At 37.5% G+C, this 23,342-nt stretch carries 28 protein-coding genes; 24 read left to right on the forward strand and 4 right to left on the reverse strand.

The genetic code is table 11. From position 1 onward, the window contains the following. Window positions 1-31: 31 nt before the first annotated feature. A complete protein-coding gene (locus AC6UD2_RS02970) occupies window positions 32-289 on the reverse strand; it encodes a hypothetical protein (protein ID WP_500697977.1) in 258 nt (85 codons plus the stop codon). 116 nt (window positions 290-405) lie between these two features. On the opposite strand from AC6UD2_RS02970, the gene AC6UD2_RS02975 reads away from it, so the two are divergent. The 10 genes from AC6UD2_RS02975 (at window position 406) to AC6UD2_RS03020 (ending at window position 10,038) form a co-directional block, all read left to right on the forward strand. Further along, on the forward strand, window positions 406-1,194 hold the full coding sequence (locus AC6UD2_RS02975; RefSeq protein ID WP_500697978.1) for an alpha/beta fold hydrolase: 789 nt from the start codon (window positions 406-408) through the stop codon (window positions 1,192-1,194). Window positions 1,195-1,445: 251 nt separating this feature from the next. Continuing rightward, window positions 1,446-2,546: an NAD(P)-dependent malic enzyme gene (locus AC6UD2_RS02980; protein ID WP_500698144.1), complete on the forward strand. Its 1,101-nt coding sequence runs from the start codon at window positions 1,446-1,448 to the stop codon at window positions 2,544-2,546. 11 nt (window positions 2,547-2,557) lie between these two features. Beyond that, complete coding sequence (locus AC6UD2_RS02985) at window positions 2,558-3,526, forward strand: AEC family transporter (RefSeq protein ID WP_500697979.1); 969 nt, start codon at window positions 2,558-2,560, stop codon at window positions 3,524-3,526. Window positions 3,527-3,551: 25 nt separating this feature from the next. After that, window positions 3,552-4,601 carry a [citrate (pro-3S)-lyase] ligase gene (gene citC, locus AC6UD2_RS02990; protein ID WP_500697980.1) on the forward strand — a complete coding sequence of 350 codons (1,050 nt, stop codon included), beginning with the start codon at window positions 3,552-3,554 and terminating at the stop codon, window positions 4,599-4,601. Beyond that, complete coding sequence (gene citD, locus AC6UD2_RS02995) at window positions 4,591-4,884, forward strand: citrate lyase acyl carrier protein (RefSeq protein WP_039144837.1); 294 nt, start codon at window positions 4,591-4,593, stop codon at window positions 4,882-4,884. Before citC ends, citD begins: the two co-directional genes overlap by 11 nt. Then, entirely contained in the window at window positions 4,884-5,798 is a 915-nt protein-coding gene (citE, locus tag AC6UD2_RS03000; RefSeq protein WP_010021295.1) for a citrate (pro-3S)-lyase subunit beta, read from the forward strand. Before citD ends, citE begins: the two co-directional genes overlap by 1 nt. Further along, entirely contained in the window at window positions 5,788-7,326 is a 1,539-nt protein-coding gene (gene citF / locus AC6UD2_RS03005) for a citrate lyase subunit alpha (protein ID WP_010021296.1), read from the forward strand. The genes citE and citF overlap by 11 nt, the downstream gene beginning before the upstream one ends. A 62-nt stretch (window positions 7,327-7,388) precedes the next feature. Continuing rightward, window positions 7,389-7,931, forward strand: a complete 543-nt coding sequence (gene citX / locus AC6UD2_RS03010) for a citrate lyase holo-[acyl-carrier protein] synthase (RefSeq protein WP_039144833.1) — start codon at window positions 7,389-7,391, stop codon at window positions 7,929-7,931. Further along, window positions 7,924-8,808, forward strand: a complete 885-nt coding sequence (gene citG / locus AC6UD2_RS03015; protein ID WP_500697981.1) for a triphosphoribosyl-dephospho-CoA synthase CitG — start codon at window positions 7,924-7,926, stop codon at window positions 8,806-8,808. The genes citX and citG overlap by 8 nt, the downstream gene beginning before the upstream one ends. A 45-nt stretch (window positions 8,809-8,853) precedes the next feature. Then, window positions 8,854-10,038 carry a hydroxymethylglutaryl-CoA synthase gene (locus AC6UD2_RS03020; protein WP_500697982.1) on the forward strand — a complete coding sequence of 395 codons (1,185 nt, stop codon included), beginning with the start codon at window positions 8,854-8,856 and terminating at the stop codon, window positions 10,036-10,038. Between the two features lie 11 nt (window positions 10,039-10,049). Here AC6UD2_RS03020 and lexA read toward each other — a convergent pair whose 3' ends face one another. Continuing rightward, window positions 10,050-10,685: a transcriptional repressor LexA gene (gene lexA / locus AC6UD2_RS03025; RefSeq protein WP_500697983.1), complete on the reverse strand. Its 636-nt coding sequence runs from the start codon at window positions 10,683-10,685 to the stop codon at window positions 10,050-10,052. A gap of 148 nt (window positions 10,686-10,833) precedes the next feature. Here lexA and AC6UD2_RS03030 point away from each other — a divergent pair, with 148 nt between their 5' ends. After that, on the forward strand, window positions 10,834-11,085 hold the full coding sequence (locus AC6UD2_RS03030) for a DUF896 domain-containing protein (RefSeq protein WP_010021302.1): 252 nt from the start codon (window positions 10,834-10,836) through the stop codon (window positions 11,083-11,085). A gap of 69 nt (window positions 11,086-11,154) precedes the next feature. Further along, window positions 11,155-11,373, forward strand: a complete 219-nt coding sequence (locus AC6UD2_RS03035) for a YneF family protein (protein ID WP_010021303.1) — start codon at window positions 11,155-11,157, stop codon at window positions 11,371-11,373. Window positions 11,374-11,385: 12 nt separating this feature from the next. On the opposite strand, the gene AC6UD2_RS03040 is transcribed toward AC6UD2_RS03035, so the two are convergent. Beyond that, window positions 11,386-12,030, reverse strand: coding sequence for a lysophospholipid acyltransferase family protein (locus AC6UD2_RS03040; protein WP_039144826.1), 645 nt, complete (start codon window positions 12,028-12,030; stop codon window positions 11,386-11,388). Window positions 12,031-12,126: 96 nt separating this feature from the next. On the opposite strand from AC6UD2_RS03040, the gene AC6UD2_RS03045 reads away from it, so the two are divergent. The 3 genes from AC6UD2_RS03045 to AC6UD2_RS03055 are packed head-to-tail and all read left to right on the forward strand — an operon-like array spanning window position 12,127 to window position 14,186. Further along, on the forward strand, window positions 12,127-12,867 hold the full coding sequence (locus AC6UD2_RS03045) for a tRNA1(Val) (adenine(37)-N6)-methyltransferase (protein ID WP_500698145.1): 741 nt from the start codon (window positions 12,127-12,129) through the stop codon (window positions 12,865-12,867). Next, the gene (locus AC6UD2_RS03050) at window positions 12,857-13,138 is read left to right on the forward strand and encodes a GIY-YIG nuclease family protein (protein WP_191978926.1); all 282 of its coding nucleotides are present in this window, start codon (window positions 12,857-12,859) and stop codon (window positions 13,136-13,138) included. Before AC6UD2_RS03045 ends, AC6UD2_RS03050 begins: the two co-directional genes overlap by 11 nt. 46 nt (window positions 13,139-13,184) lie before the next feature. Beyond that, entirely contained in the window at window positions 13,185-14,186 is a 1,002-nt protein-coding gene (locus AC6UD2_RS03055) for a D-2-hydroxyacid dehydrogenase (protein WP_039144821.1), read from the forward strand. Window positions 14,187-14,225: 39 nt separating this feature from the next. On the opposite strand, the gene AC6UD2_RS03060 is transcribed toward AC6UD2_RS03055, so the two are convergent. Next, window positions 14,226-14,921: an HAD family hydrolase gene (locus AC6UD2_RS03060; protein ID WP_500697984.1), complete on the reverse strand. Its 696-nt coding sequence runs from the start codon at window positions 14,919-14,921 to the stop codon at window positions 14,226-14,228. 219 nt (window positions 14,922-15,140) lie between these two features. Here AC6UD2_RS03060 and rpsB point away from each other — a divergent pair, with 219 nt between their 5' ends. From rpsB to AC6UD2_RS03105, 9 genes are all read left to right on the forward strand, one after another. Further along, window positions 15,141-15,896: a 30S ribosomal protein S2 gene (gene rpsB / locus AC6UD2_RS03065; RefSeq protein WP_500697985.1), complete on the forward strand. Its 756-nt coding sequence runs from the start codon at window positions 15,141-15,143 to the stop codon at window positions 15,894-15,896. Between the two features lie 82 nt (window positions 15,897-15,978). Next, window positions 15,979-16,860: a translation elongation factor Ts gene (gene tsf / locus AC6UD2_RS03070; RefSeq protein WP_191978908.1), complete on the forward strand. Its 882-nt coding sequence runs from the start codon at window positions 15,979-15,981 to the stop codon at window positions 16,858-16,860. 127 nt (window positions 16,861-16,987) lie between these two features. Then, a complete protein-coding gene (gene pyrH / locus AC6UD2_RS03075) occupies window positions 16,988-17,710 on the forward strand; it encodes a UMP kinase (RefSeq protein ID WP_010021316.1) in 723 nt (240 codons plus the stop codon). Window position 17,711: 1 nt separating this feature from the next. Next, window positions 17,712-18,275, forward strand: coding sequence for a ribosome recycling factor (gene frr / locus AC6UD2_RS03080; protein WP_500698146.1), 564 nt, complete (start codon window positions 17,712-17,714; stop codon window positions 18,273-18,275). Window positions 18,276-18,296: 21 nt separating this feature from the next. Then, window positions 18,297-18,716: a hypothetical protein gene (locus AC6UD2_RS03085; RefSeq protein ID WP_039143044.1), complete on the forward strand. Its 420-nt coding sequence runs from the start codon at window positions 18,297-18,299 to the stop codon at window positions 18,714-18,716. 51 nt (window positions 18,717-18,767) lie between these two features. Next, entirely contained in the window at window positions 18,768-19,505 is a 738-nt protein-coding gene (gene uppS, locus AC6UD2_RS03090; RefSeq protein WP_039143041.1) for an undecaprenyl pyrophosphate synthase, read from the forward strand. Window positions 19,506-19,515: 10 nt separating this feature from the next. Next, complete coding sequence (locus AC6UD2_RS03095; protein WP_010021322.1) at window positions 19,516-20,304, forward strand: phosphatidate cytidylyltransferase; 789 nt, start codon at window positions 19,516-19,518, stop codon at window positions 20,302-20,304. Window positions 20,305-20,328: 24 nt separating this feature from the next. Further along, window positions 20,329-21,600, forward strand: coding sequence for an RIP metalloprotease RseP (gene rseP / locus AC6UD2_RS03100; RefSeq protein ID WP_039143066.1), 1,272 nt, complete (start codon window positions 20,329-20,331; stop codon window positions 21,598-21,600). Between the two features lie 22 nt (window positions 21,601-21,622). After that, complete coding sequence (locus tag AC6UD2_RS03105; protein ID WP_500697986.1) at window positions 21,623-23,329, forward strand: proline--tRNA ligase; 1,707 nt, start codon at window positions 21,623-21,625, stop codon at window positions 23,327-23,329. Window positions 23,330-23,342: the final 13 nt, after the last annotated feature.

Below are 23,342 nucleotides of genomic sequence, written 5' to 3' on the forward strand. Positions count from 1 at the left end.
AAGGCCTGTTGACTAGTCAACAGGCCTTTTTTTACATACTTTTTGTAACTAAAATATCTCCATTTGATAATTTAAACGTTTGGTCAAATCCATTTAAGTAAATCGTGGTTCCACGTTCAGGAAAATCCTCGCTTGTACCGGGAAGAAATTTGATCTCAAGTGAATGCCCGTCAGGAGCTAGATTTTCTAAAGTAATTAATTCCATGACGTATTGGTTGTTATGGTCCACTTTAATGGTTTTGGTTTCTGATTTTCCAGGTGCTGGAAATGTGACTGTAATTCGTTTCATGTTATCCCTTCTTTCTTAGTTATTATACTCCCAATTAATTTTAATTCGTTAGCAGTGTACTTATACCAGAAGTGCTAGTATATAAGGTAAATCTTAAAGAAAATGGTGTGATAATAATGAAATTCTATACTTCTGATAATGTTGAACTGGATTATGATGACGAGGGAGAAAAAAATGCTCAACCTGTAATGATTTTAACGGGAATTGGGGGTTATAAAGAGATTTGGACGCTTACCGTACAAAAGTTAGTGCAAAACGGTTTTAGAGTGGTTAATGTTGATGCTAGAAATCAGGGCATGTCTGAACGAACTAGTAAAGATGAGAGGATGTCTCGTCATGCCATGGACTTATATGAAATCAAGCAGGCATTAAATTTGAAACGTCCCATCTTGTTAGGCAATTCGATGGGAGCAGCTACAATGTTTGCGTATGTTTCCTTATTCACTGATAAAGGAATCAAAGCCATCGTTGACGTTGACCAGAGTCCTAAAATGATTGCGGATCAGTCATGGTCATATGGATTTAAAGCCTTGGATTGGAGCAATTTTCCTGAATTTTTAAAACAACCCTTTGGACGATCGACATATAATAAAATTAACGACGATTTGTATAACAAGATTCAAGCCTTAAAGCAAGAATATCCATATGATGCAGATTTAAACTATCCGTTACTGGTTGATCATGCGTTTCAGGATTGGCGTGATGTTTTAAATGATTTGACGGTTCCCTTAATGATTATTGCTGGACGAAAGTCACCATTTTTTGACTATCATTTTGCAAAAGTTGCGGCCGCAATGGCTAAAAATGGTCATTATCAAATTGTCGATGATGCCGGTCATATTATCATGGCTGAACAACCAGCAGTTTTCAACAAAATCTTACTAGACTTTGTGAAAAAAATTTAAGAAATCACAATGGCAATAGATATCATTGTGTGAATTATTAGATTTAATCTTTTGATAGCGGTCTCACATTGGTAAGATCGCTATTTATTTTTGCTTGTTAACGGACGTTATATTGGTTGACTTTGCGCATTTTAGTTAATATAATCACAATGTAAGTAGATGCAGTCACCGTCATCTACGTGAAAATAAAAACAAATGGAGGGGTTTACGTGGCTGATAATATTTATTCCATTCATTCCAAGCACACTGGAATGCTCGAGATGGAATCAGAGTTTCCCGTAAAGAACCGTGAAGAACTTAGCGAAGCTTATACACCAGGTGTTGCTGAGATTTCCAAGGCGATTGAAAAGGATCCTAGTTTAAAGGATAAGTACACAATGAGTGGAAAATTGCTTGCTGTTGTTACTGATGGGTCAGCAGTGCTGGGCTTAGGTAACATTGGACCTGCTGCTGGTTTACCGGTTGTGGAAGGCAAAGCATTATTGTACAAAGATTTGGCAAGTGTCAATGCACTTCCCGTTGCTATTGAACAGGAAGATGCAAGTAAAATGGCTACTCATATTAAAAGCATTCAGGATACTTTTGCTGGAATTCATCTGGAAGACATCGCTGCTCCAAAGTGTTTTGAACTAGAAGATATTTTGAGTAAAAACTTAGACATTCCTGTCTATCACGATGATCAGGAAGGAACTGCAATTGTGGTATTAGCTGGTCTAATTAATGCAGCTAAAGTTGTTGGTAAGAAGCTCAAGGACTTAAAAATCGTGATTAACGGTGTTGGAGCGTCTGGCGTTGCAACTGCTACATTACTTGAGCATGTTGGAATTAAAGACATTACCCTAGTTGATATTGATGGGGTAGTTAAACCTGATAGTCAAAATTACAACTCTTATCAAACTGGACTTGCCAAAGCTTTAAACGGCAAAGAAGGTCAAACATTAGATGATGTAATTGACGGACAAGATGTCTTTATCGGCTTATCTGATGCAAACGTTTTAAGCACCAGTCAGGTTAAAAGAATGGCAAATAATCCAATTATTTTTGCTCTGGCTAATCCAGTTCCAGAAATCATTCCTGAAGATGCTAAAGCTGGTGGAGCAAAAGTTGTGGCTACTGGATCAAGTAAATATCCTAATCAAGTTAATAACATCTTAGTTTTCCCAGGCTTATTCAAGGGACTTTTAAAGAGCGGAATCAAAAAGGTTACATACCAAATTGAGGAAGTCGTTGCCGACGCTTTAGCCAGCATGATTCCCGATCCTACTCCGGATAAAATTGTTCCTGGTGTTTTTGATGAAAATGTTGTTAAAACGGTTACGGATTCCATTATGAAATATAGTGAAAAGGGATAAGAGGTGCAATTATGGCAATATTTATCACGTCAATTCAAAGTGTGTTAGCGATTGTAATTATGATTGCCGTCGGTTACATCACACAAGGACTTGGATGGTTTAAAGAATCATTTTCTGGCTCAATTTCAAAAATTATTATGAAAGTAGCTTTACCATGTTCCATCTTTGTGGCCATGTTGAAGTATTTTCATCCTGAACAACTGGCTAATCTCTCAACGGGATTAATTTACGTTGTTTTAGCAATTCTTTTGGGATACGTCGTTTCATGGATTGAAGTTAAGTTATTTAGAGTTAAAAAGGGCCGAAGAGGTCTTATGATGACTGGTATTAACGGTGCTAATACTGTTTTCATCGGGATGCCATTAAACATTGCCTTGTTTGGTGAAATCTCAGTACCTTACTTACTGGTTTACTACATTGTTAACACGATCATTATTTGGACCCTAGGTGTTTGGGTAATTGCTGCCGATGATCCAACTGCTAAGGATGGCTCAAAGGCTAAGTTTGATTGGCATCATTTGATTCCAGCTCCATTATGGGGATTTATTGTTGCCATTCCATTTTTGTACATCCCATGGCTTCAAGAACACCTGTTAGTTAATTTTGTTCAGACGACTTTAACTGACTTAGGTGCACTTGTTACACCATTAGCTTTAATATATATTGGTATTATGCTTAGATCATTTGGTCTCAAGAACATGCATTTTGATAAGGATGTTATTTTGACCCTGGTTGGTCGTTTCGTTATTTCACCATTGATCATGGCGGCAATCATCTTCGTTGGATTCAAAGTTGGAGCATCAATGGTACCAACTTTCTCCAAGACTTTGATTGTGCAAGCGGCAACTCCATCACTTGCAGTTCTTCCAATTTTGGCTCAAACTTATCATGGTGACGTTAAATTTGCGACAAACATTGTTGTTTCTACCTCAGTTCTCTTTATCATCGTAATTCCAATTATTATGTTAATCATGGGTTAGTAATAACGTAGGAGAATATTAAGTAATGGATATTGTAACTAGAGAAATTAATTTAGACGTCCCAGACCAATTTGAACAGTGGAAAACCTTTCTGGAATCACTTGGAATTGCCAATTTTTCTGGTGATGAAATTGATCCGTTAGATTACACCATTGGGCTTTTTGACGGGGACCAATTAGTGGGTACTGGTTCATATTCTGGTAACATCTTGAAATACATTGGGGTCAGTCATCAGCACTCAGAAGATGGCGTTTACTTTAATAAAGTTGTTTCAAACCTTCTGACGAATCTTGGCCAGCATGGAGTATTTCATGTTTTTGTGTTTACGAAGCCAATGTATGCTAAAAGTTTTGAACATGTTGGATTTAAAGAGTTAGTTCAAAGTGATGATGCTGCCTTTCTAGAAACCGGCGATTATAGTATTACCGACTATCTTGAAAGTTTGCCTAAGGTAAATAAATCTGAAAATAATGCTGGAATTGTCATGAATGCTAATCCGTTTACTGACGGTCATCGCTATCTGATTGAGCAAGCGTCACAAGCTAGTGATAATGTTTATGTATTTGTTGTAAGCACTGATAAGTCGTTATTTACGTCTAACGAACGGCTGAACCTTGTTAAGGCAGGGGTCTCAGACTTAAAAAATGTAATGGTGGTTCCTGGTGGTGATTACCTGGTAAGTTATGCAACTTTTCCTTCATATTTCTTGAAGGCGCAGGCTGATAAGGTACGGTACCAAACAACTATTGATGCTTTAATATTTAAAGATTGGATTGCTAAGCATCTCGGAATTAACGTTCGTTTTCTTGGCACAGAACCCAACTCAAAGACAACGGCGATTTATAATCAGATTTTAGAAAAGATTTTGCCGCCACAGGTGGAAGTTAAAATTATTAAACGTGATCAAAATGATGGCGAAATAATTTCTGCTCGGACGGTTCGTCAAGCAATTAAAGATAATCAAATTTCATCAATTAAGAACATTGTTCCAAAAACAACTTATCAATTTATTGTGGATCACAAGGATGATCTGCAAGAAAGAATTAAGAAGGGAATGAAGATTAGTGGGAATTAATAAAACTGCAATGGATGGAACCTTAGAATCTTCTGACATTCAAATTACGGTTAGTAAGGGTACTGATGGTGTCCAAATTAGCCTTGAGTCAGATGTTAAGAAACGTTTTGGTGATGACATCATTGCTACCATTAAAGAAGTTGTCAAGAAGTTTGGATTAGACAACGTTAATATTAAAGCGGTTGATCAAGGAGCACTTGATTGTGTAATCAGAGCGAGAACAATTACTGCAATTCAACGTGCAATGGATGACAGCGAGCAACCAGCATGGGAGGCACTATAATGGCTGAAAATGGTGAACGACTTAGAAGAACGATGATGTTTGTTCCGGGTAATAATCCTGGCATGATTAAAGATGCCGGAATTTATGGTGCCGATTCCATCATGTTCGATCTTGAAGATTCAGTTTCTTTAGCAGAAAAAGATTCAGCAAGAAACTTAGTTTATGAAGCTTTAAAGTCAATTGATTATGGTGATGCTGAATTAGTGGTTCGAACTAACGGACTTGATACTGATTTCTTTGAAGCCGACGTTAAGATGATGGTTAAAGCTGGAATCGACGTTATTAGAATTCCTAAAACCGAAAGTGCCGCTATGGTTGAAGAAATGGAAAGCCTAGTTGCTGATGCGGAAAAGGAATTTGGAATTCCAGTTGGAACCACTCATTTGATGGCTGCCATTGAAAGTGCGGAAGGTGTTATGAACGTGCTTGAGATTGCTAAGGCTTCTGACAGAATGATTGGAATTGCTTTATCAGCTGAAGATTATACGACTGATTTAAAGACCCATCGTTATCCTAATGGCCTCGAACTTCGTTTTGCTCGAAACATGATTTTAAACGCTGCTCGTGCTGCAGGGATTGCCGCATTCGATACGGTTTATACTGATGTTGATAATGTAAAGGGATTCTTAGCAGAAACCGAATATATTCATGAACTTGGATATGACGGAAAATCAGTTATTAATCCTCGTCAAATTCCACTGGTTAACCAAGTTTATGCTCCAAGTGAAGATGAAATTAAGAACGCTGAAAACGTACTTGCTGCAATTGAAAAAGCTAGAAAAGCTGGTTCAGGAGTTATCTCAATGAACGGACAAATGGTTGATAGACCAGTTGCACTCAGAGCTGAGAGAGTTATGAAACTTGCCAAAGCTTCTGGATTGATTGATAAGGAGGGTCATTACATTGGAAAATAAATTAGGTCGTAATTTACCCGATAAATTAATGAATGAACTGCATTTTAAACCATTTGAAACTACCAAAATTGGTAATCCTGTTTTTCAAAGAACCGCACCTAAGGTTCAGGTTCAAAATGGTCATGACAAGCTTAAAGATGACTTAAAACAAGTTGTCAAAAAGAATGTGAAAGATGGGATGACCATTTCATTTCATCACCATTTGCGAAATGGAGATTATATTTTTAATCTCGTAATGAAAGCCATCATGGATCTAGGAATTAAAGACTTAACCCTGGCACCTTCATCACTTACTGGTGTCATGAATGATATGGTAATTAAAGCCATTAAAAATGGAACGGTCACAAATATTACGACTTCAGGGATGCGTGGCTCACTAGGTGATGAAGTATCTCACGGAATTCTTAAGAATCCCGTTATCTTCAGATCACACGGTGGCCGTGCCCGTGCCATTGAAAATGGTGATATTAAAATTGACGTTGCCTTTTTAGGGGTGCCTAACTCAGATCGTTGTGGAAATGCCAATGGAATGGAAGGTCCAGCTGCCTTTGGCTCACTAGGATATGCCTTGATGGATGCTGCTTACGCTAATAAGGTTGTCTTATTAACCGATAACGTAGTTGATTATCCTAATACTCCCGCTTCAATTCGTCAGACTCAGGTTGACGATGTCGTAAAAGTTGATCAAGTTGGTGATCCAAACAAAATTGGTTCAGGTGCAACTCGTTTTACGAAGGATCCGAAAGATTTGACCATTGCTCGAGCCGTTAACCAAGTAATTGTTAACTCTCAATACTTTAAAGATGGGTTTTCATTTCAAACTGGTTCCGGTGGAGCAGCGCTTGCGGTTACTCGTTACCTTCGACAGGCCATGCTTGATAATCACCTTCATGCTTCATTCGGTTTAGGTGGAATAACCAAGCCCATGGTTGATTTACTTGAAGAAGGCCTGGTTGATAAGCTGATGGATGTCCAAGACTTTGATAAGGCTGCGGCCGATTCAATGAAGAATAACAAGAATCAACAAGAGATTGATGCTTCATGGTATGCTGACCCAGATAACAAGGGTTCAATGGTAGCCCAGTTAGACATTGCGGTCTTAAGTGCTCTTGAAATCGATACTGATTTCAATGTCAATGTTTTAACTGGTTCTGATGGAGTTATTAGAGGAGCAGTTGGTGGACATCAAGATGCAGCCACTGCTAAGATGACAATTATCTGTGCTCCATTGGTTCGTGGAAGAATCCCAACGGTGGTTGATCATATCAACACTGCCGTTACTCCCGGCCAATCAATTGATGTTTTAGTAACTGAATTTGGAATCGCAATTAATCCAAATCGGCCTGATTTGATTAAGCAATTTCAAGATGTTCCAAGTCTTCACGTTTACACGATTGAAGAATTGGCTAAGAAAGCTGAAAGCATTGTTGGTAAGGAAGAACCACTTCAATATACTGATAAAACGGTTGGTCTGGTTGAATATCGTGATGGTACTATCATTGATTCAATCCGCCAGGTTAAAGATTAAGTTAAATTCGGTGCTATCTGTTGGGAAACGGGTAGAACCGTTTTTTTGAGGAGTAAGTTAATTTGGAAGACAACATTTTTTTGAACGGAGAACCGCTGGGGATCCCTGAGGTACTTGCTAATAAGGATAAGCGGGCTCATTTACAGATCCAATTAGAAAAAAAGTATCCTGAAGCCACCATTGTTTCAATCAAGTTAAACATCCCTGGTCCCATTAAAAACAATCAAATGATTAATCACTTATTTGATGTTGGATATCGGCGACTTTTAAGGACTCAGTTGTACAATATTAAGATTATCGATAAAATGGGATGGAACACTAATACGGGAAAAGAAGAATTTTTGGTAATGAACAAAAATGGAAGTGCTTTGAAAAAATTGGCAATTCAATTTGAAGATCATGATCGGTTGGGAAGATTGTTTGATGTGGACGTAATGGACGCCCATCATTCTCATTATTCAAGAACTGATCTTGATATGGCTCCCAGGAAGTGTCTGATTTGTCATCATAACGCTAAAGAATGTGCCAGAAATCGAACCCATTCCGTGGAAGATCTTCAAAAAAAGATCAGCGAGATATATTTTAAGGACGCAAAAAATGAATGATGGTGTGTTGGGACTCCCAATTGTACATGACGAGAAAATGACGGTTGTAAATGCTGCCATTGAATCAATGTTATATGAAGTGGTTACTAATCCGAAGCCGGGCTTAGTTGATCCAGTCTCTCATCATTCTCATCCAGACATGGATGTTTTTACTTTTATTGATAGCACCGTTACCATGAGACCGTACTTTGAAATGGCATTTAAGCGAGGACAGACTTTCGTTGAGAATGATTTAAGACAGTTACTTGGGTTGATTCGACCTGATGGAATGGATGCAGAAAAAACGATGTTCCGCGTTACGAAGGGTGTCAATACGCATAAAGGTGCAATCTTTGTGATGGGCATTATGTCAGCGGCTCTGGGATATCTTTCGCAAACAAAGAAGCATTCACTAGGGGATCTTATTAGAACCGAAAAGAAGATGACGAATGGACTGATTCAATCCGACTTTGCCGATGTGAAAAGCAAATCGAGTAAAGAATTAACCGCAGGAGAACGCCAATTTTTAAAGTATGGTAAGACTGGCATTCGTGGGGAAGCCGAAGAGGGCTTTCCCACTGTAATTAATGATGGAATGCCGACACTTCTTAATTCTAAGGGAGACAAGAATGAAATTATTTTAACGACTTTGCTAAACATTGTTGCCCATAGTGAGGACAGCAATTTAATTAAGCGAGCTGGTTCTCCTAAGATTGTTGACCTGGTTCATCAGGACGTTAACTTGATTTTGGGTGATGGCGATCTTTCGGACCCGAAAGCCAAAGAGAAGCTTAAAAAAATGTGTCAAGAGTTTGACGATCAGAATTTAAGCTTAGGTGGATCTGCAGATTTGTTAATCCTGACCATCTTTTTGGGGAAGATAACCGGTAATTTTTAATTATAAGTGTCGTTGATTAAATTAAATTTAAATGGAGTGGTCAAAATGAAAGTTGGAATTGATAAGATTGGTTTTTATACTCCCGGTTATTATATTGATATGGTAGATTTGGCCAATGCTCGTAATGAAGATCCGAATAAATATTTAATTGGAATTGGGCAAACCCAACAGGCTGTGATTCCTCCCACTCAAGACTCTGTGACTTTAGCTGCTAACGCGGCTGCACAGACCATCGATCAGGAAAATAAAGATAAAATTGATCTAATTATTTTTGGTTCCGAGAGTGGGATCGATAATTCTAAGTCAGGGGCAATCTACATTCAAAATCTGCTGGGATTAAGCGCACACGCTCGGGCATTTGAAATTAAGCAGGCTTGTTATGGGGCTACTGCCGGACTTCAGATGGCAAAGGACTATGTTCATTTACACCCAGGGAAACAAGCGTTAGTGATTGGATCAGATATTGCTCGATATGGGATTAAAACGGCTGGTGAGGTTACACAAGGTGGGGGAGCAGTGGCAATGACGATTGCTTCTAATCCGGATGTAATGGCTTTAAGTGATGATAGTAGCGTTTATTCTCAAGATATCATGGATTTTTGGCGTCCAGTTGGTAAAACAGAAGCGCTTGTTGATGGACATTATTCAAATGATATTTATGAAAAGTTCTTTAATGAAACAATTCATGATTATTTAAAGCATCATGATCTGTCCTTTGATGATTTAAAGGCAATTGTTTTTCACTTACCATACACTAAGATGGGTTTGAAAGGACTTCGTCAGATCCTACCCGAAGTTACGGTTGAAAAGCAAAAATCATTGCTAGATGAATTTGAGGCAAGCCGGATTTATAGTAAGCGAGTTGGAAACTTATACACTGGGTCGCTCTACCTGAGTTTACTTTCACTCTTGGACAATTCATCGGATTTAAAAGTTGGGGATCAAATTGGTGTATTTAGTTATGGTTCTGGAGCTCAAGGAGAGTTTTATACCGGAGTTCTCCAAGATCATTTTAGAAATCCCAAGCGAAAAACTTTGATAAACAAAATGCTAGATAGCAGAGAAAAATTGTCCATCAAGGAATATGAAACGGTGTTTAATAGTTTGCCAAGCATAACCGCTAATGATTATGAATTAAGTATTGATGATGATCATGCTCAATTTGTTTTTGGTGGGGTTAAGTCCAACAAACGTCAGTATTTGAAGCAAGAAAAAAACCATTCACATTAATGTGAATGGTTTTATTTAATTCCGATTCGGTATAATCCGACGACTTTACCTAAAATTGTGACATTTTTTAGGATGATTGGTGCCATTTCATCGTTCTCAGGCTGAAGTCGGAAATGATCACTTTCTTTAAAGAATCGCTTACAGGTCGCTTCATTATCTTCATTCATGGCAATTACAATATCACCGTTTTCAGCAATATTTTGACGTTTGACAATGACTTGATCACCATCAAGGATGCCAATATTAATCATACTGGTTCCGCTAATTGTCAGCATGAATAATGAATCTGAACTGTGTTGAAGCTCGGAAGGAATCGGGAAGTAGTCTGTGGCATCCTGGACTGCCAAGATTGGTTCACCAGCAGCTACGGTCCCGAGTAGGGGCATCTCATCTGGTTCTGCCTGTTGTGAAACGCCTAAGTAGTTCATTCCTTCAGAAGTTACTTCAAGTGCCCGTGGCTTGGTAGGATCCTTAATAAGGTAACCCTTCTTTTCTAATCGAGCTAGATGTCCATGAACCGTCGACGTTGATGAGAGGCCGACTTGTTCTCCAATTTCGCGAACGGTTGGCGGATATCCTTGATCGTGGACTTGTTTCCAAATGTACTCTAGGATATCGTGTTGTTTTGTTTGTGATGCTTGTGACATAAGGCACCTCGGAGTCTTTTCGTAGTTTTTTAAGTCAAAATAAGCATACCATAAAAAAGCCGCTTTGCAAACGTTTGTTCGTGTACAAATCCTTGTTTTCACGCTTTATTTCATGATATTATAATTGTAAGTGAAAGGAGCGATTAAGATGACTGAAGACAAAGAATTAGAGAAACTTATTCCAAGAATTAACGAATTATCCAAAAAGTCAAAGCAAGAAGGCTTATCTGAAGACGAAAAAGAAGAACAAAATAAACTTAGAAAAGAATATTTAGAGCGTTTTAAAGCTAATTTTAAGAGTCAGATTGAGATGACTAAAGTCTATGATAAAAAGGGAAATGAAATTACCTCAGATAAGGTGAAGGATTCACAACGTAAGAAAAATCTAAGAGACGATTAATTCGAATCTTTTCAAAGCACAGTTAATTGTGTAAAATAACATTGAAAGGTTCGAAGGGAGGTCCACGATTTGTCTACATGGATTTGGATATTAATAGTAATCTTGGCTTTACTAGCTGGTGCCTTGATTGGTTTCTTTGGTGCTCGTAAGTACATGGAAAAGTATTTGAAGGACAATCCTCCAATCAACCAGGATCAACTTAAAGCAATGATGCTTCAGATGGGTCAGAAGCCATCACAAAAGAAGCTTAACCAAATGATGAATGCTATGAAACATCATCAAAACTAAAAAAACGTCGAATTATTTCGACGTTTTTTTATTATGCGGTTTTGACTCATCGACATAAACGTAATTAGGATTGACTTCATTATCAAGTTGATCAAAAGCCGTCTGCATTTGTTTTTCAACCAACTTCTGATTATTGTTATCCAATTTTTCAGCTTTACTGATGTAAATGGGATTGCCAAAGTTAATGGAGACTTTTTGACGTTTAAAAACTTCTTTTAAAGTAAGCGGTCCTTGATAGACAACGGGGACAAGTGGAACTCCGGCTAATTGAGCAATTAAGGCCGCCCCTCCTTTAAGTTTCTTTGAATGTCTGGTTCCTGATGGGAACATCATTAACGATAAATTAGTTTTTCTCAAAGCTTTTACTGGAATCTTGATTGCTGAGATACCTGGATTAGCCCGATCTACTGAAAAAACATTAACGTGGCGTAAAAACCAACCTAACATGGGATTTTTAAATAATTCTTTTTTTGCCATAAAGCACAACTGTTTTGGACGAATGACGGTGGCAATGAGAATCATATCGAACCAACTTCGGTGAGGTGCGATTAAGACGTAGTTACCCTTTGGTAGCCGATTCTTGTGCATTACGTTCATTGGTCCGTTAACGATTCTTAATAGGAATTGTCCAACCGTAAATAAAAATGAGTACCACAAAAGATTTCTAGCTCCTTTTTTAAGATGTATAATTTAATAGTATATTATTGATGGTGAAACTGACAAGCTAAATTTAAGAAATGAGTGGTGGTAGTGGTGAAATTAAAGGGCGATGAACGGATTGATCAGTTATATAGTCAAGACATCAAAATTATTCAAAGTCCTAGCGTTTTTTCCTTTTCTTTAGATGCTGTAATGCTGGCAAATTTTGCTGAACCGAAGATAAGTAAGAACAGTCTCCTAGTAGATTTGTGTGCTGGAAATGGAGCGGTGGGGCTTTTTTTAAGTCATAAGACTCATGGCAAAATCGCAGAGGTAGAGATTCAACCGAAGCTAAGTGATATGGCTAATCGAAGTGTACAGCTTAATGGATTGGAAGACCAAGTGACCGTTTATAACGATGATTTAAGTCAGGCATCCCAAATCTTTGGGAAAGATTCGGTGGATGTGGTGACCGTTAACCCGCCATACTTTTCAAATCTTTCTACCAGTAAAAAGAATCCCAACGAGTACCTAGCCATTGCGAGACATGAAATTAAAACTGATCTTAGAAGTGTCATCCAAACCAGTAGTGATCTTTTAAAGACGGGTGGGAAACTATACATGGTCTATCGCCCTGATCGACTTCATGAATTAATGAACGTAATGACGCATTTTAGACTGGCCATGAAGCGAATCCAATTTATTTATCCTAAGGTTGACCGAAAATCGAATATGATGCTGGTTTCGGCTATTAAAGATGGAAAAGAAATTGGTCTTAACGTTGATTATCCAATCACTGTATATCAGAATGGTGAATACTCGAGAGAAGTTAAGAAGATGTTATATGGTGAATAAAAATTATTATATGTATGTTTTGCTTTGTAGTGATGGAACTTTTTATGGTGGTTTTACCAATAATGTATATCGGAGACTAGCTGTGCATCAGGCAGGTAAGGGTGCCAAGTATACTAAGACGAGGCGACCATTAAAGTTACTGTATTTTGAAGAGTTTGCTGATAAAAGTACGGCTTTAAAGGCTGAATATGCGTTTAAACACCAAAGCAGGAGTAAGAAAGAAACTTTTTTAATTAATCATGGAATTAGTCCATCTCTTTGGGGGAATTAATGGTTGGGTGTTATAATTACATTGAATATAAAAGGAGGACTAAGTTATGAAAATCATTGCATATGGAATTAGAGACGATGAAAGACCATACTTAGAACAATGGGACAAGGCTCATCCAGACGTTGAAGTAAAGGCTGAACCAAAATTGTTAGATAATGACACTGTTGATGAAGCTAAGGGATTTGATGGTGTGGTTGCATACCAACAAAAACCTTATACTGCTGACATTTTAGATAAGTTAGCTAGTTTTGGAATTAAATCACTTTCACTTCGAAATGTCGGTGTTGATAATGTTGATGCTGATGCCGTTAAACGGGATGGAATTAACGTTACTAATGTTCCAGCATATTCACCAGCTGCAATTGCTGAATTAGCTGTTACAGAAATGATGCGTTTGCTTCGTAACACTAAGAAATTTGAGGATAAAGAGCGTCATGGTAATATGACCTGGGCTCCAGATATTGCTGACGAAATGAATAAGCAAACCGTTGGAGTTTATGCTACTGGACGCATTGGTCGTCAAGTAGTTAAGATTCTTCAAGGTTTTGGTGCTAAAGTAATTGCATATGATCCTTATCCAAATCCAGAATTGAAAAAAGAGGGCATCTACGTTGATACCCCTAAAGAATTGTACGCAAATTCTGACATTATTACCCTTCATGCTCCAGCATTGAAGGAAAATGATCATATGATTAACGATGATTCAATTGCTCAAATGAAAGACGGAATTAAAATTATTAATGCCGCTCGTGGAAGCTTAATTGATACTGATGCTTTAATTCGTGGACTTGACAGTGGCAAGATTTCTGGTGCTGCACTTGATGTTTATGAAGATGAAGTTGGAGTTTTTAACGTTGACTTTGGAAGCTTTGATAAGATTCCAGATGATCGATTGAAGAACTTAATGAAACGCGATAATGTTTTGATTACACCACATATTGCGTTCTACACTAAACCAGCTGTTAAAAACATGGTTCAGATTGCGCTTGATTCAAACGTTCAATTGATTCAAAATGGTAAATCCGATAATTCAGTTGAAGTTAAATAAATAAGAAAAAAGAGCACTTCATTATGAAGTGCTCTTTTTTTATGATAAAGCTTTTAATAGATCACAAAGCTCACTTTGGGATGTGACCGTTTGGTCTGGTACAAAATTTGTTTCTGGAACTGACTTTTTGCGGTGATTAAACCAGAAGGCGTGCCATCCGGCTCGTTTGGCAGAGACAATGTCATTTGAGAAAGAGTCCCCAATATAAGCCACTTCGGATGGACGAACGTCCAAACGGTGATTCATAGCGGTAAAGATTTTAGGGTCGGGCTTTAACATGTGAGCTTCCTCTGAAGTAAGGACATAATTAGGGTTGATGTAATTCTTTAAGCCTAGTAATTTTAATTTATTAGTGAGAAATTTAGTTGATCCGTTGGCAATAATTCCGATCTTTAAGTCTTGTGACATTGTCTGAATTGTCTTTAAGAGATCATCGTATGATGAAACTTTTTGAATACATTTAAGGTAATTAGCTTTAAAATGGTCAATCTCAAGTTTACTAGGATCAATATCGTTAACCCCATTTTTAAGGTGATGATAAACCATCTTATCTTGTTTATATGATCCCGACATAATGTTGGAGTAGACTAAGGAACTTTGTACTTGAAACTTTTTAAATGAAAGTGCTGTATCAAAGGTGGGATGATTGGGGAAGGTTTGAAAGAATGCCTCCTCTGAAACCCGTTTTTGATCATATAATGTGTCGTCGACATCAAACACGACAGCTTTTATCATTTAAATTCCTCCTCAGATAATTAGAACTGTAACACATCTTTAATAATCTACGCAAGATTTGATTAAATCTAAAAATGTTATTGTTATTTAGCCTAATATTTTGTATACTAGATCACGGTGTTAATTACCAATACACACCTAGAAGGTTTTATAAGGTGGTGCTCTTTGAGTTCCTTGTATAATTCTAGGGAGGAAAAAACTTTTATATGGAGGCTAATTATGGCTGTAGTTACAATGAAACAATTACTTGAGGCTGGTGTTCATTTCGGTCACCAAACTCGTCGTTGGAATCCTAAGATGAAGAAATACATTTTTACTGAACGTAATGGTATTTATATCATCGACTTACAAAAGACGGTTAAGTGCATGGACCGTGCTTATAACTTCATGAAGGATGAAGCAGCAAATGATGCTGTAATTCTTTTTGTTGGTACTAAGAAGCAAGCCCAAGATTCAATTGAAGAAGAAGCAAAACGAGCTGGCGTTTATTACGTTAACCATCGTTGGTTAGGTGGAACCTTAACCAACTGGAACACCATCCAAAAGCGAATTAAGTACTTAAAGAAGCTTAAGAAAATGGCTCAAGATGGAACCTTCGAACGTTTGCCAAAGAAGGAAGTTGCTTTACTTAAGAAGCAAACTGACAAACTTGAAAGATTCTTAGGCGGAATTGAAGATATGCCTAAGATCCCAGATGTAATGTTCATCGTTGATCCCCATAAGGAACAGATTGCATTACACGAAGCCCAAAAGCTTAACATTCCAGTTGTAGCAATGGTAGATACTAATACTGATCCTGATGGAATTGACTATGTTATCCCATCAAATGATGATGCTATTCGTGCTATCAGATTGATTACTTCAACGATGGCAGATGCTATCATTGAGGGTAAGCAAGGCGAAGACGAAGTTAGTGAAAAAGACTTCGATAAAGATGCTGACCAAAAGGATGAAAAATCTGAAGAAACTAAATAGTTAAAGTGATAGGCTGACTTTTATTTAGACCCCTTTTTCGGCCTAATTAAGTCAGTTTTTTATTAAAACAAAGGAGATCACAATTATGGCAAAAGTAACCGCTAAACAAGTTAAAGAGTTACGTGATAAGACTAGTGCTGGCATGATGGATGCTAAAAAAGCTTTGGTCCAAGCTGATGGTGACGAAAAGAAGGCCATGGACATTTTAAGAGAAAATGGAGTTGCTAAGGCTGAAAAGAAGAGTGGAAAAGTTGCTGCAAGTGGCTTAACTCGAGTTGCTATTCATGACAATAAAGCTGCGATTGTTGAAATTAATTCACAGACTGACTTCGTTGCCAGTAACGATGATTTTAAAGATTTAATTGATTCTGTGGCTGACGCAATTGCATTAAATCAACCTAAAGATCTTGATGAAGCAATGAAATTGAAGTTAAATGATGGAACTGTCGAAGATGCCATCATTAACACTACTCAGATTACGGGTGAAAAGATTAAATTGCGTCGTTTTAAAACCTTTAACAAAAATGATGATGATAACTTTGGCTTCTACCTTCATAATGGGGGAGAGATTGGCGCCTTAGTTGAACTTGAAGGTGCAGACGACAATACCGCTAAAGATGTTGCAATGCACGTTGCCGCTGAAAATCCTGAATTCATGACTCAAGATGAAATCCCTTCAGATCGTCTAGATCATGAACGTGAAGTTTTGAAGAAAGAAGCTCTAAGCGAAGGTAAACCAGAAAAGATCGTTGAAAAAATGGTTGATGGTCGTTTGAAGAAGTTCTTAGCTCAAATTAGTTTGGCTGATCAACCCTTTGTAAAAGATCCTGACATGTCTGTTCAACAATATGTTGAATCAAATAATGGTAAATTAAAGGGCTTTGTTAGATACGAAGTTGGTGAAGGTATTGAACAAGATACCCAAAGCTTTGCTGATGAAGTTAAACAACAAATGAATCAATAATTAAAACGTAAAAAGTCAGTGTGTTTAGCACTGGCTTTTTTGTTATGGGTAGCTTTGCTACACTGTTGTTATGCTTTAATATATGCTAGAATTATCGTAGTTAATTTATAATGTTGGAGGAAGTCTGATGTCAGATTTAAAATACAAACGTATCGTTTTGAAGTTAAGCGGTGAAGCTCTTGCAGGAGATAAAGGATTTGGAATTAATCCTCCTGTTATCAAGACGATTGCTGAAGAAATCAGAGACGTCTATAATTTAGGAATTCAGATCGCTATCGTCGTTGGTGGCGGAAACATGTGGCGTGGTGAAGCTGGAGAAGAAATGGGTATGGAGAGATCTCAAGCAGATTATATTGGGATGCTTTCTACGATTATGAACGGGTTAGCGTTGCAAGATAACCTAGAGTCGGTGGAAGTTCCAACCCGGCTTCAGACTTCAATTGAAATGAAACAAATTGCTGAACCTTATATTCGACGTAAAGCTGTTCGTCACTTAGAAAAGGGAAGAATCGTTATTTTTGCGGGTGGAACTGGTAATCCGTATTTCTCAACTGATACAACGGCAGTTCTTCGAGCAGCAGAAATTAATGCTGATGCAATTCTGATGGCCAAAAATGGTGTTGATGGAATTTATTCAGCTGATCCTAAGACTGATCCTAACGCCAAGAAGTATGATCATTTAACACAAATGGATATTATTAATAAGGGTCTTCATGTAATGGATACTACCGCTAGCTCACTCTCAATGGATAACAATATTCCACTGGTAGTATTCAACTTAAATAAACCCGGAAATATTAAAAAGGTTGTTCAAGGTGAAAAAATTGGAACAATCGTGGAAGGAAAGTAATATGCCTAGTTCTAAAGAAATTATCAACACAACTCAATCAAAGATGAAAAAAGCTGAGGAAGCACTTCAACGCGAACTTGGAAATATTCGAGCTGGAGGCGCTAATGCTAGCTTACTCAGTCCAGTAAAGGTTAATTATTATGGAGCATCGACGCCATTAAACCAAGTAGCTTCAATCTCAATTCCAGAACCACGAGTTATCTTGGTTACTCCTTATGACAAGAGTTCTTTAAAGGATATTGAACATGGCATCTTGGAGGCCGATCTTGGTATTAATCCAATGAACGATGGCGATAATATCCGTATTGTTATCCCACAATTAACTGAAGATCGTCGTAAAGAACTTGCTAAAAAAGTTAAAGCAACCGGTGAGGACGGTAAAGTTGCCGTTCGAAACGTACGTCGTGATGGTATGGATGCCGCTAAGCGTGGCAATAAAGATGGTGACTTTACCGATGACGAGTCGCACGATTTAGAAGATCAGATTCAAAAAATCACTGACAAATCAATTTCTGAAGTGGAGAACATCGTTTCGAAAAAAGAGGATGAAATCCTTAACGGCTAATAAAAAAAGGGAGCTTTTCTAATGGCTGATGAAAATAAGAACGAAAACGAAAAAGAAGTAACACCCGGAACACCAGAATTTGATCACATGGCATTTCGTTTAAAGCAGGCAGTTAATGAGGAAAATTTGCGTGCTTTAGACTATGATGGTAATCAACTACAGAAGATTCAAGACAATGTTTATGTAATGCCTGCATACATTGATAAGAACTTTAACCTGTTTTTTGTGGTTTCACCATTGATTGAAAATGATTGGATTATTGCCTTTTCAAAGGCAACGATTGAGAATGGAAATGAAATTACAGATCTTTCGGAACCGATTCCAACTGGTGAAGGTTTAAATCAGTTAGGTGAACATAGCCCTGAGGACGCCAACAAAATCTTAAAGTATTTTAATACTTTGGTTGATGCAGGTCGGGGCGAATGGAAATTAGTAAAGTAAAGGATGAGGAATCTCTCATCCTTTATTTATGTCAAATATTGAGGTGCTTAAATGACTAACGAACTGGATAACGCAAACATTCCTAATCATGTTGCAATCATTATGGATGGAAACGGCCGCTGGGCAAAAAAGAGGCACTTACCTAGAATTGCTGGCCACAAACGTGGAATGGAAGTTGTAAAGGACATTACTACTGAAGCAAGTAATCTTGGAGTAAGGGTATTAACGCTATACGCATTTTCGACAGAAAATTGGAAACGGCCAGAAAAAGAAGTTCGATACCTAATGAGCTTGCCAGCTAAGTTTTTTGATGATTTTGTTCCTAGTCTCATCAAAAATAACGTTAGAGTGGCAACTATTGGTGATATTTCTGGTCTTCCTGAGCAAACGCAAAAAGCAGTTTATGATGCCATCAATGATACGAAAGAATGTACTGGGATGATCTTAAATTTTGCTTTGAACTATGGTAGTCGAGACGAGATTGTACATGGAATTAAAGAAATTGCCGAAAAAGTAAAGAATGGTACCATGAACATTAATGATATTTCAGATAAAACGGTTTCAGATCATTTGATGACTTCTTTTTTGGGAGAAAATGCTGACCCAGATTTATTGATTCGAACCAGTGGCGAAGAGCGTGTTTCTAACTTCTTGTTGTGGCAAATTGCTTATAGTGAATTAGAGTTTGTTGATCAGTATTGGCCTGATTTTACTCCTGAGAATTTTAAAAATACAATTATACAATTTCAACAGCGTCACCGTCGTTTTGGTGGACTAGACGCAAAATAGGAGACTTATTATGAAACAAAGAATTATCACGGCTATCATTGCTTTGATTATTTTTATACCCATTATTGTTGCTGGAGGAATTTGGATTGACTTAGCAGCAATTGTGCTAGGTCTAATTGCTTTAGCAGAAATTTTTATCATGAAAAAAAGGCTTTTAGTGTCACCTGAAACATTGATCGCGTTTATTGCTGTAATTGCTATGATTATTCCGACAAGTTGGTTATCGTTTTTGCCCTTGTGGATTAAACCTCCATTCGCAATTTATATCTTAATCATGCTGCTGATGCTATTTACCGTCTTTTCAAAAAATAAGTTTAACTTTGATGATGCTGGAGTTTTCACTTTAGCGATTTTGTACATTGGATTTGGTTTTCATTACTTCATTGAAGCTCGAATGGATGGACTAGTAACTCTGCTATACGCTTTGTTCATTGTTTGGTTAACTGATTCTGGGGCCTACTTTTTTGGTAGGGCCTTTGGCAAGCATAAGTTAGCGCCCCATATCTCACCTAATAAGACATGGGAAGGTTCGATTGGTGGAACCGCATTGGCAGCTATCTTATGTACGCTTTTTGTATACTTTTTCCCAATTGATGGAATTGGAACGGTTAGTATGTTTTTCATTACCATCGTTCTATCGATCTTCGGTCAATTTGGTGATTTAGTGGAATCAGCTTTAAAACGTTACTATGGCGTTAAAGATTCTGGTAAGATTTTACCAGGCCATGGTGGCATCTTGGATCGTTTTGATAGTTTATTGTTTGTTTTACCATTACTACATTTATTTGGAATTGTGTAATATCTGGAAAGGATTGTGTCTTTTTTGTTAATTACAATTATTAGCTTCATAATCATTTTTGGAATATTAGTTTTTGTTCATGAATTCGGTCATTTTATCGTCGCTAAGATGTCTGGAATTATGGTACGAGAATTTTCAATTGGCATGGGTCCCAAATTATTTTATTATCGTCATAATCATACGACTTATACATTACGTTTGTTACCAATCGGTGGTTACGTTCGAATGGCAGGAAGTAGTGATGACGAAGATGAAGAAATTCAACCTGGAACACCAGTCCGCCTTCAGACAAATGACCAGGGTGTTGTTACTAGGATTGATTTAAGCAATAAAAGTCAGTTATTTCAGGGAATTCCCCTCGATGTTTCTGGTTCAGATCTTGAAAGAGGATTATGGATTGAGGGATATGAAAATGGAGATGATTCTGAAAAAAAGCGTTTTTCTGTTGATCACGACGCTACTATTATTGAGAAGGATGGGATTGAGGTACAGATTGCACCCATTGATGTGCAATTTCAATCTGCTCCGTTGTACAAACGACTTTTAGTAAATTGCGCGGGAATTTTTAATAACGTGGTGTTAGCGATTGTTGCCTTTATGTTGCTTTCTTTTATGCAAGGTGGAGTTCCTAACAATTCTAACAAGGTTAATCTTTCACCACAGGTCTCGATTGCTAAAAAAGCTGGAGTTCAGAATAATAGTAATATTTTAGCAGTGGATGGTCATAAGACGAATACGTGGAACGATGTTGGAACCATGATTCAGAAGCGTCCTGATAAAAAGGTGACCTTAACCGTTAAGCATGATGGAAAGATTAAGAATATTTCAATGACTACCAAATCCCAAACCGTTCAAAAACAGAAAATTGGAGTAATTGGGATTGAACAGGCGATGGATACCAGTTTTTCTGCTAAATTGTTTTCTGGATTTACTCGAACTTGGAATATGACCACCGAATTAGGTGGGGTACTGGGTTCGATGTTTACACACTTCTCGTTAAATGATCTAGGGGGTCCAGTTGCGATCTTTGCTGAGACGTCCAGTGCTTCGAAAGCTGGTTTTCTTGGATTATTAAGTTTCTTAGCTTTTCTATCAATTAACTTAGCTATTGTAAATGTTTTGCCAATTCCCGCATTAGATGGTGGTAAAATATTACTTAACATTGTGGAAGCGATTAGAAGAAAACCTGTTTCAGAAAAAACGGAAACGATTATTACGCTCATTGGTTTTGCCATTATAGTGGTATTAATGGTACTAGTAACTTGGAATGACATTGAGCGATACTTTATTCGATAAAACATTAGGGGTTATAAATAAAATGAAACAATCAAAATTATTGATACCAACTTTAAAACAAGATCCAGCCGGAGCTGAAGCGCTTAGTCATAAAATGCTGGTTAGAGCGGGATTTGTTAGACAGGTGTCAGCTGGGATGTATGCCTACTTACCACTCGCTTATCGAGTGCTTGAGAACATCAAAAAAGTTGTGCGAGAAGAGTTGGCCAAGACTGACGCGGCTGAAATGTTAATGCCAGCAGTTATTCCGGCTCAGCTTTGGAAAGACTCTGGAAGATATGATACTTATGGTCCAGAATTATTTAAGTTTAAGAATCGTCACGACACCGATTTTATTTTAGGTCCTACTCATGAAGAAACTTTTACTGATTTAATTAAAAACAATATTAAATCATACAAAAAATTGCCATTAATCCTATACCAAATTCAACCAAAGTATCGGGATGAAGATCGACCAAGATATGGATTATTAAGAAGTCGAGAGTTTATTATGCTTGATGCTTATTCATTTTCTGAGAACAATGATGATTTGGATAAAGTTTATAAGCAAATGGAATCAGCCTTCCAAAAGATATTTGATCGAATTGGATTAAATTACCGCACCATCATTGGTGATGCTGGTTCAATGGGTGGTTCTGATTCAAAAGAATTCTCTGCGCCTGCTGCAGTTGGGGAAGATACCATCGTGTACTCTGATGATAGTGATTATGCAGCTAACTTAGAGATGGCTACCAATATGTTTGTGGATCAGAAAGGTCATGCTGACTTAAAAGATCTTGAACTAGTGGATACGCCTGACGTAACTAACATTAATCAAGTTAGTAAATTATTTGATATTGAAAAGAATCAAATTATTAAAAGTTTACTTTATATTGTTGATGATAAGCCTGTCATGATTTTAATTCGTGGTGATCAGAAGATTAATCCAACTAAGGTAAAGAATTACTTTAATGCTGATTCAGTTGAATTGGCTAGTCCAAGTGAAGTGCAAGATTCATTAAACGTGAAACCAGGATCTGTTGGACCCATTAAAGTTCCTGATGACATTCCCGTTTATGCTGATCAGTACGTTAAGGGAATTAGTAATGCTGTTACCGGTGCTAATGAAAACGGGAAACACTATAAGAATGTTAACTATGATCGTGATTATCAGGTAAAAGACTTTGGTGATTTTCACTTGGTTAAAGAAGGAGACATTTCCCCAGATGGGAGTGGAGTTCTGAAATTTACCAAGGGGATCGAAATTGGCCATATCTTTAAATTAGGAACCAGATATTCAAAGACACTGGGAGCCGATATCCTTGATAAGAATGGGAGAAGCATCCCAGTTGTCATGGGATCTTATGGAATTGGAATTAGTCGCTTGTTATCAGCGGTTTCTGAACAACAAGCTGATCAAAATGGATTAGTTTGGCCAAAAGAAATTGCTCCTTATGACGTTCACATCATTCCGACAAACGTTAAAAATGATGAACAGTTAGAGATGACTACTGCAATTGAAAAAGAGCTTGAGTCCAAGGGACTATCCGTTTTAGTTGACGATCGAAAAGAACGAGCTGGAGTTAAATTTGCTGATTCTGATCTAATTGGGATTCCGATTCGTGTCACAATTGGTAAAAAAGCCGATGAAGGAATTGTAGAAGTGAAGATTCGAAAAACCGGCGAAACGATTGAAACTAAACAAGATGACCTCAACAATACAATTGATATTTTGTCGAAAGAGATTTAAATTAAAGACCAGG

This window comes from Fructilactobacillus sp. X2R5C2, from assembly GCF_059901375.1.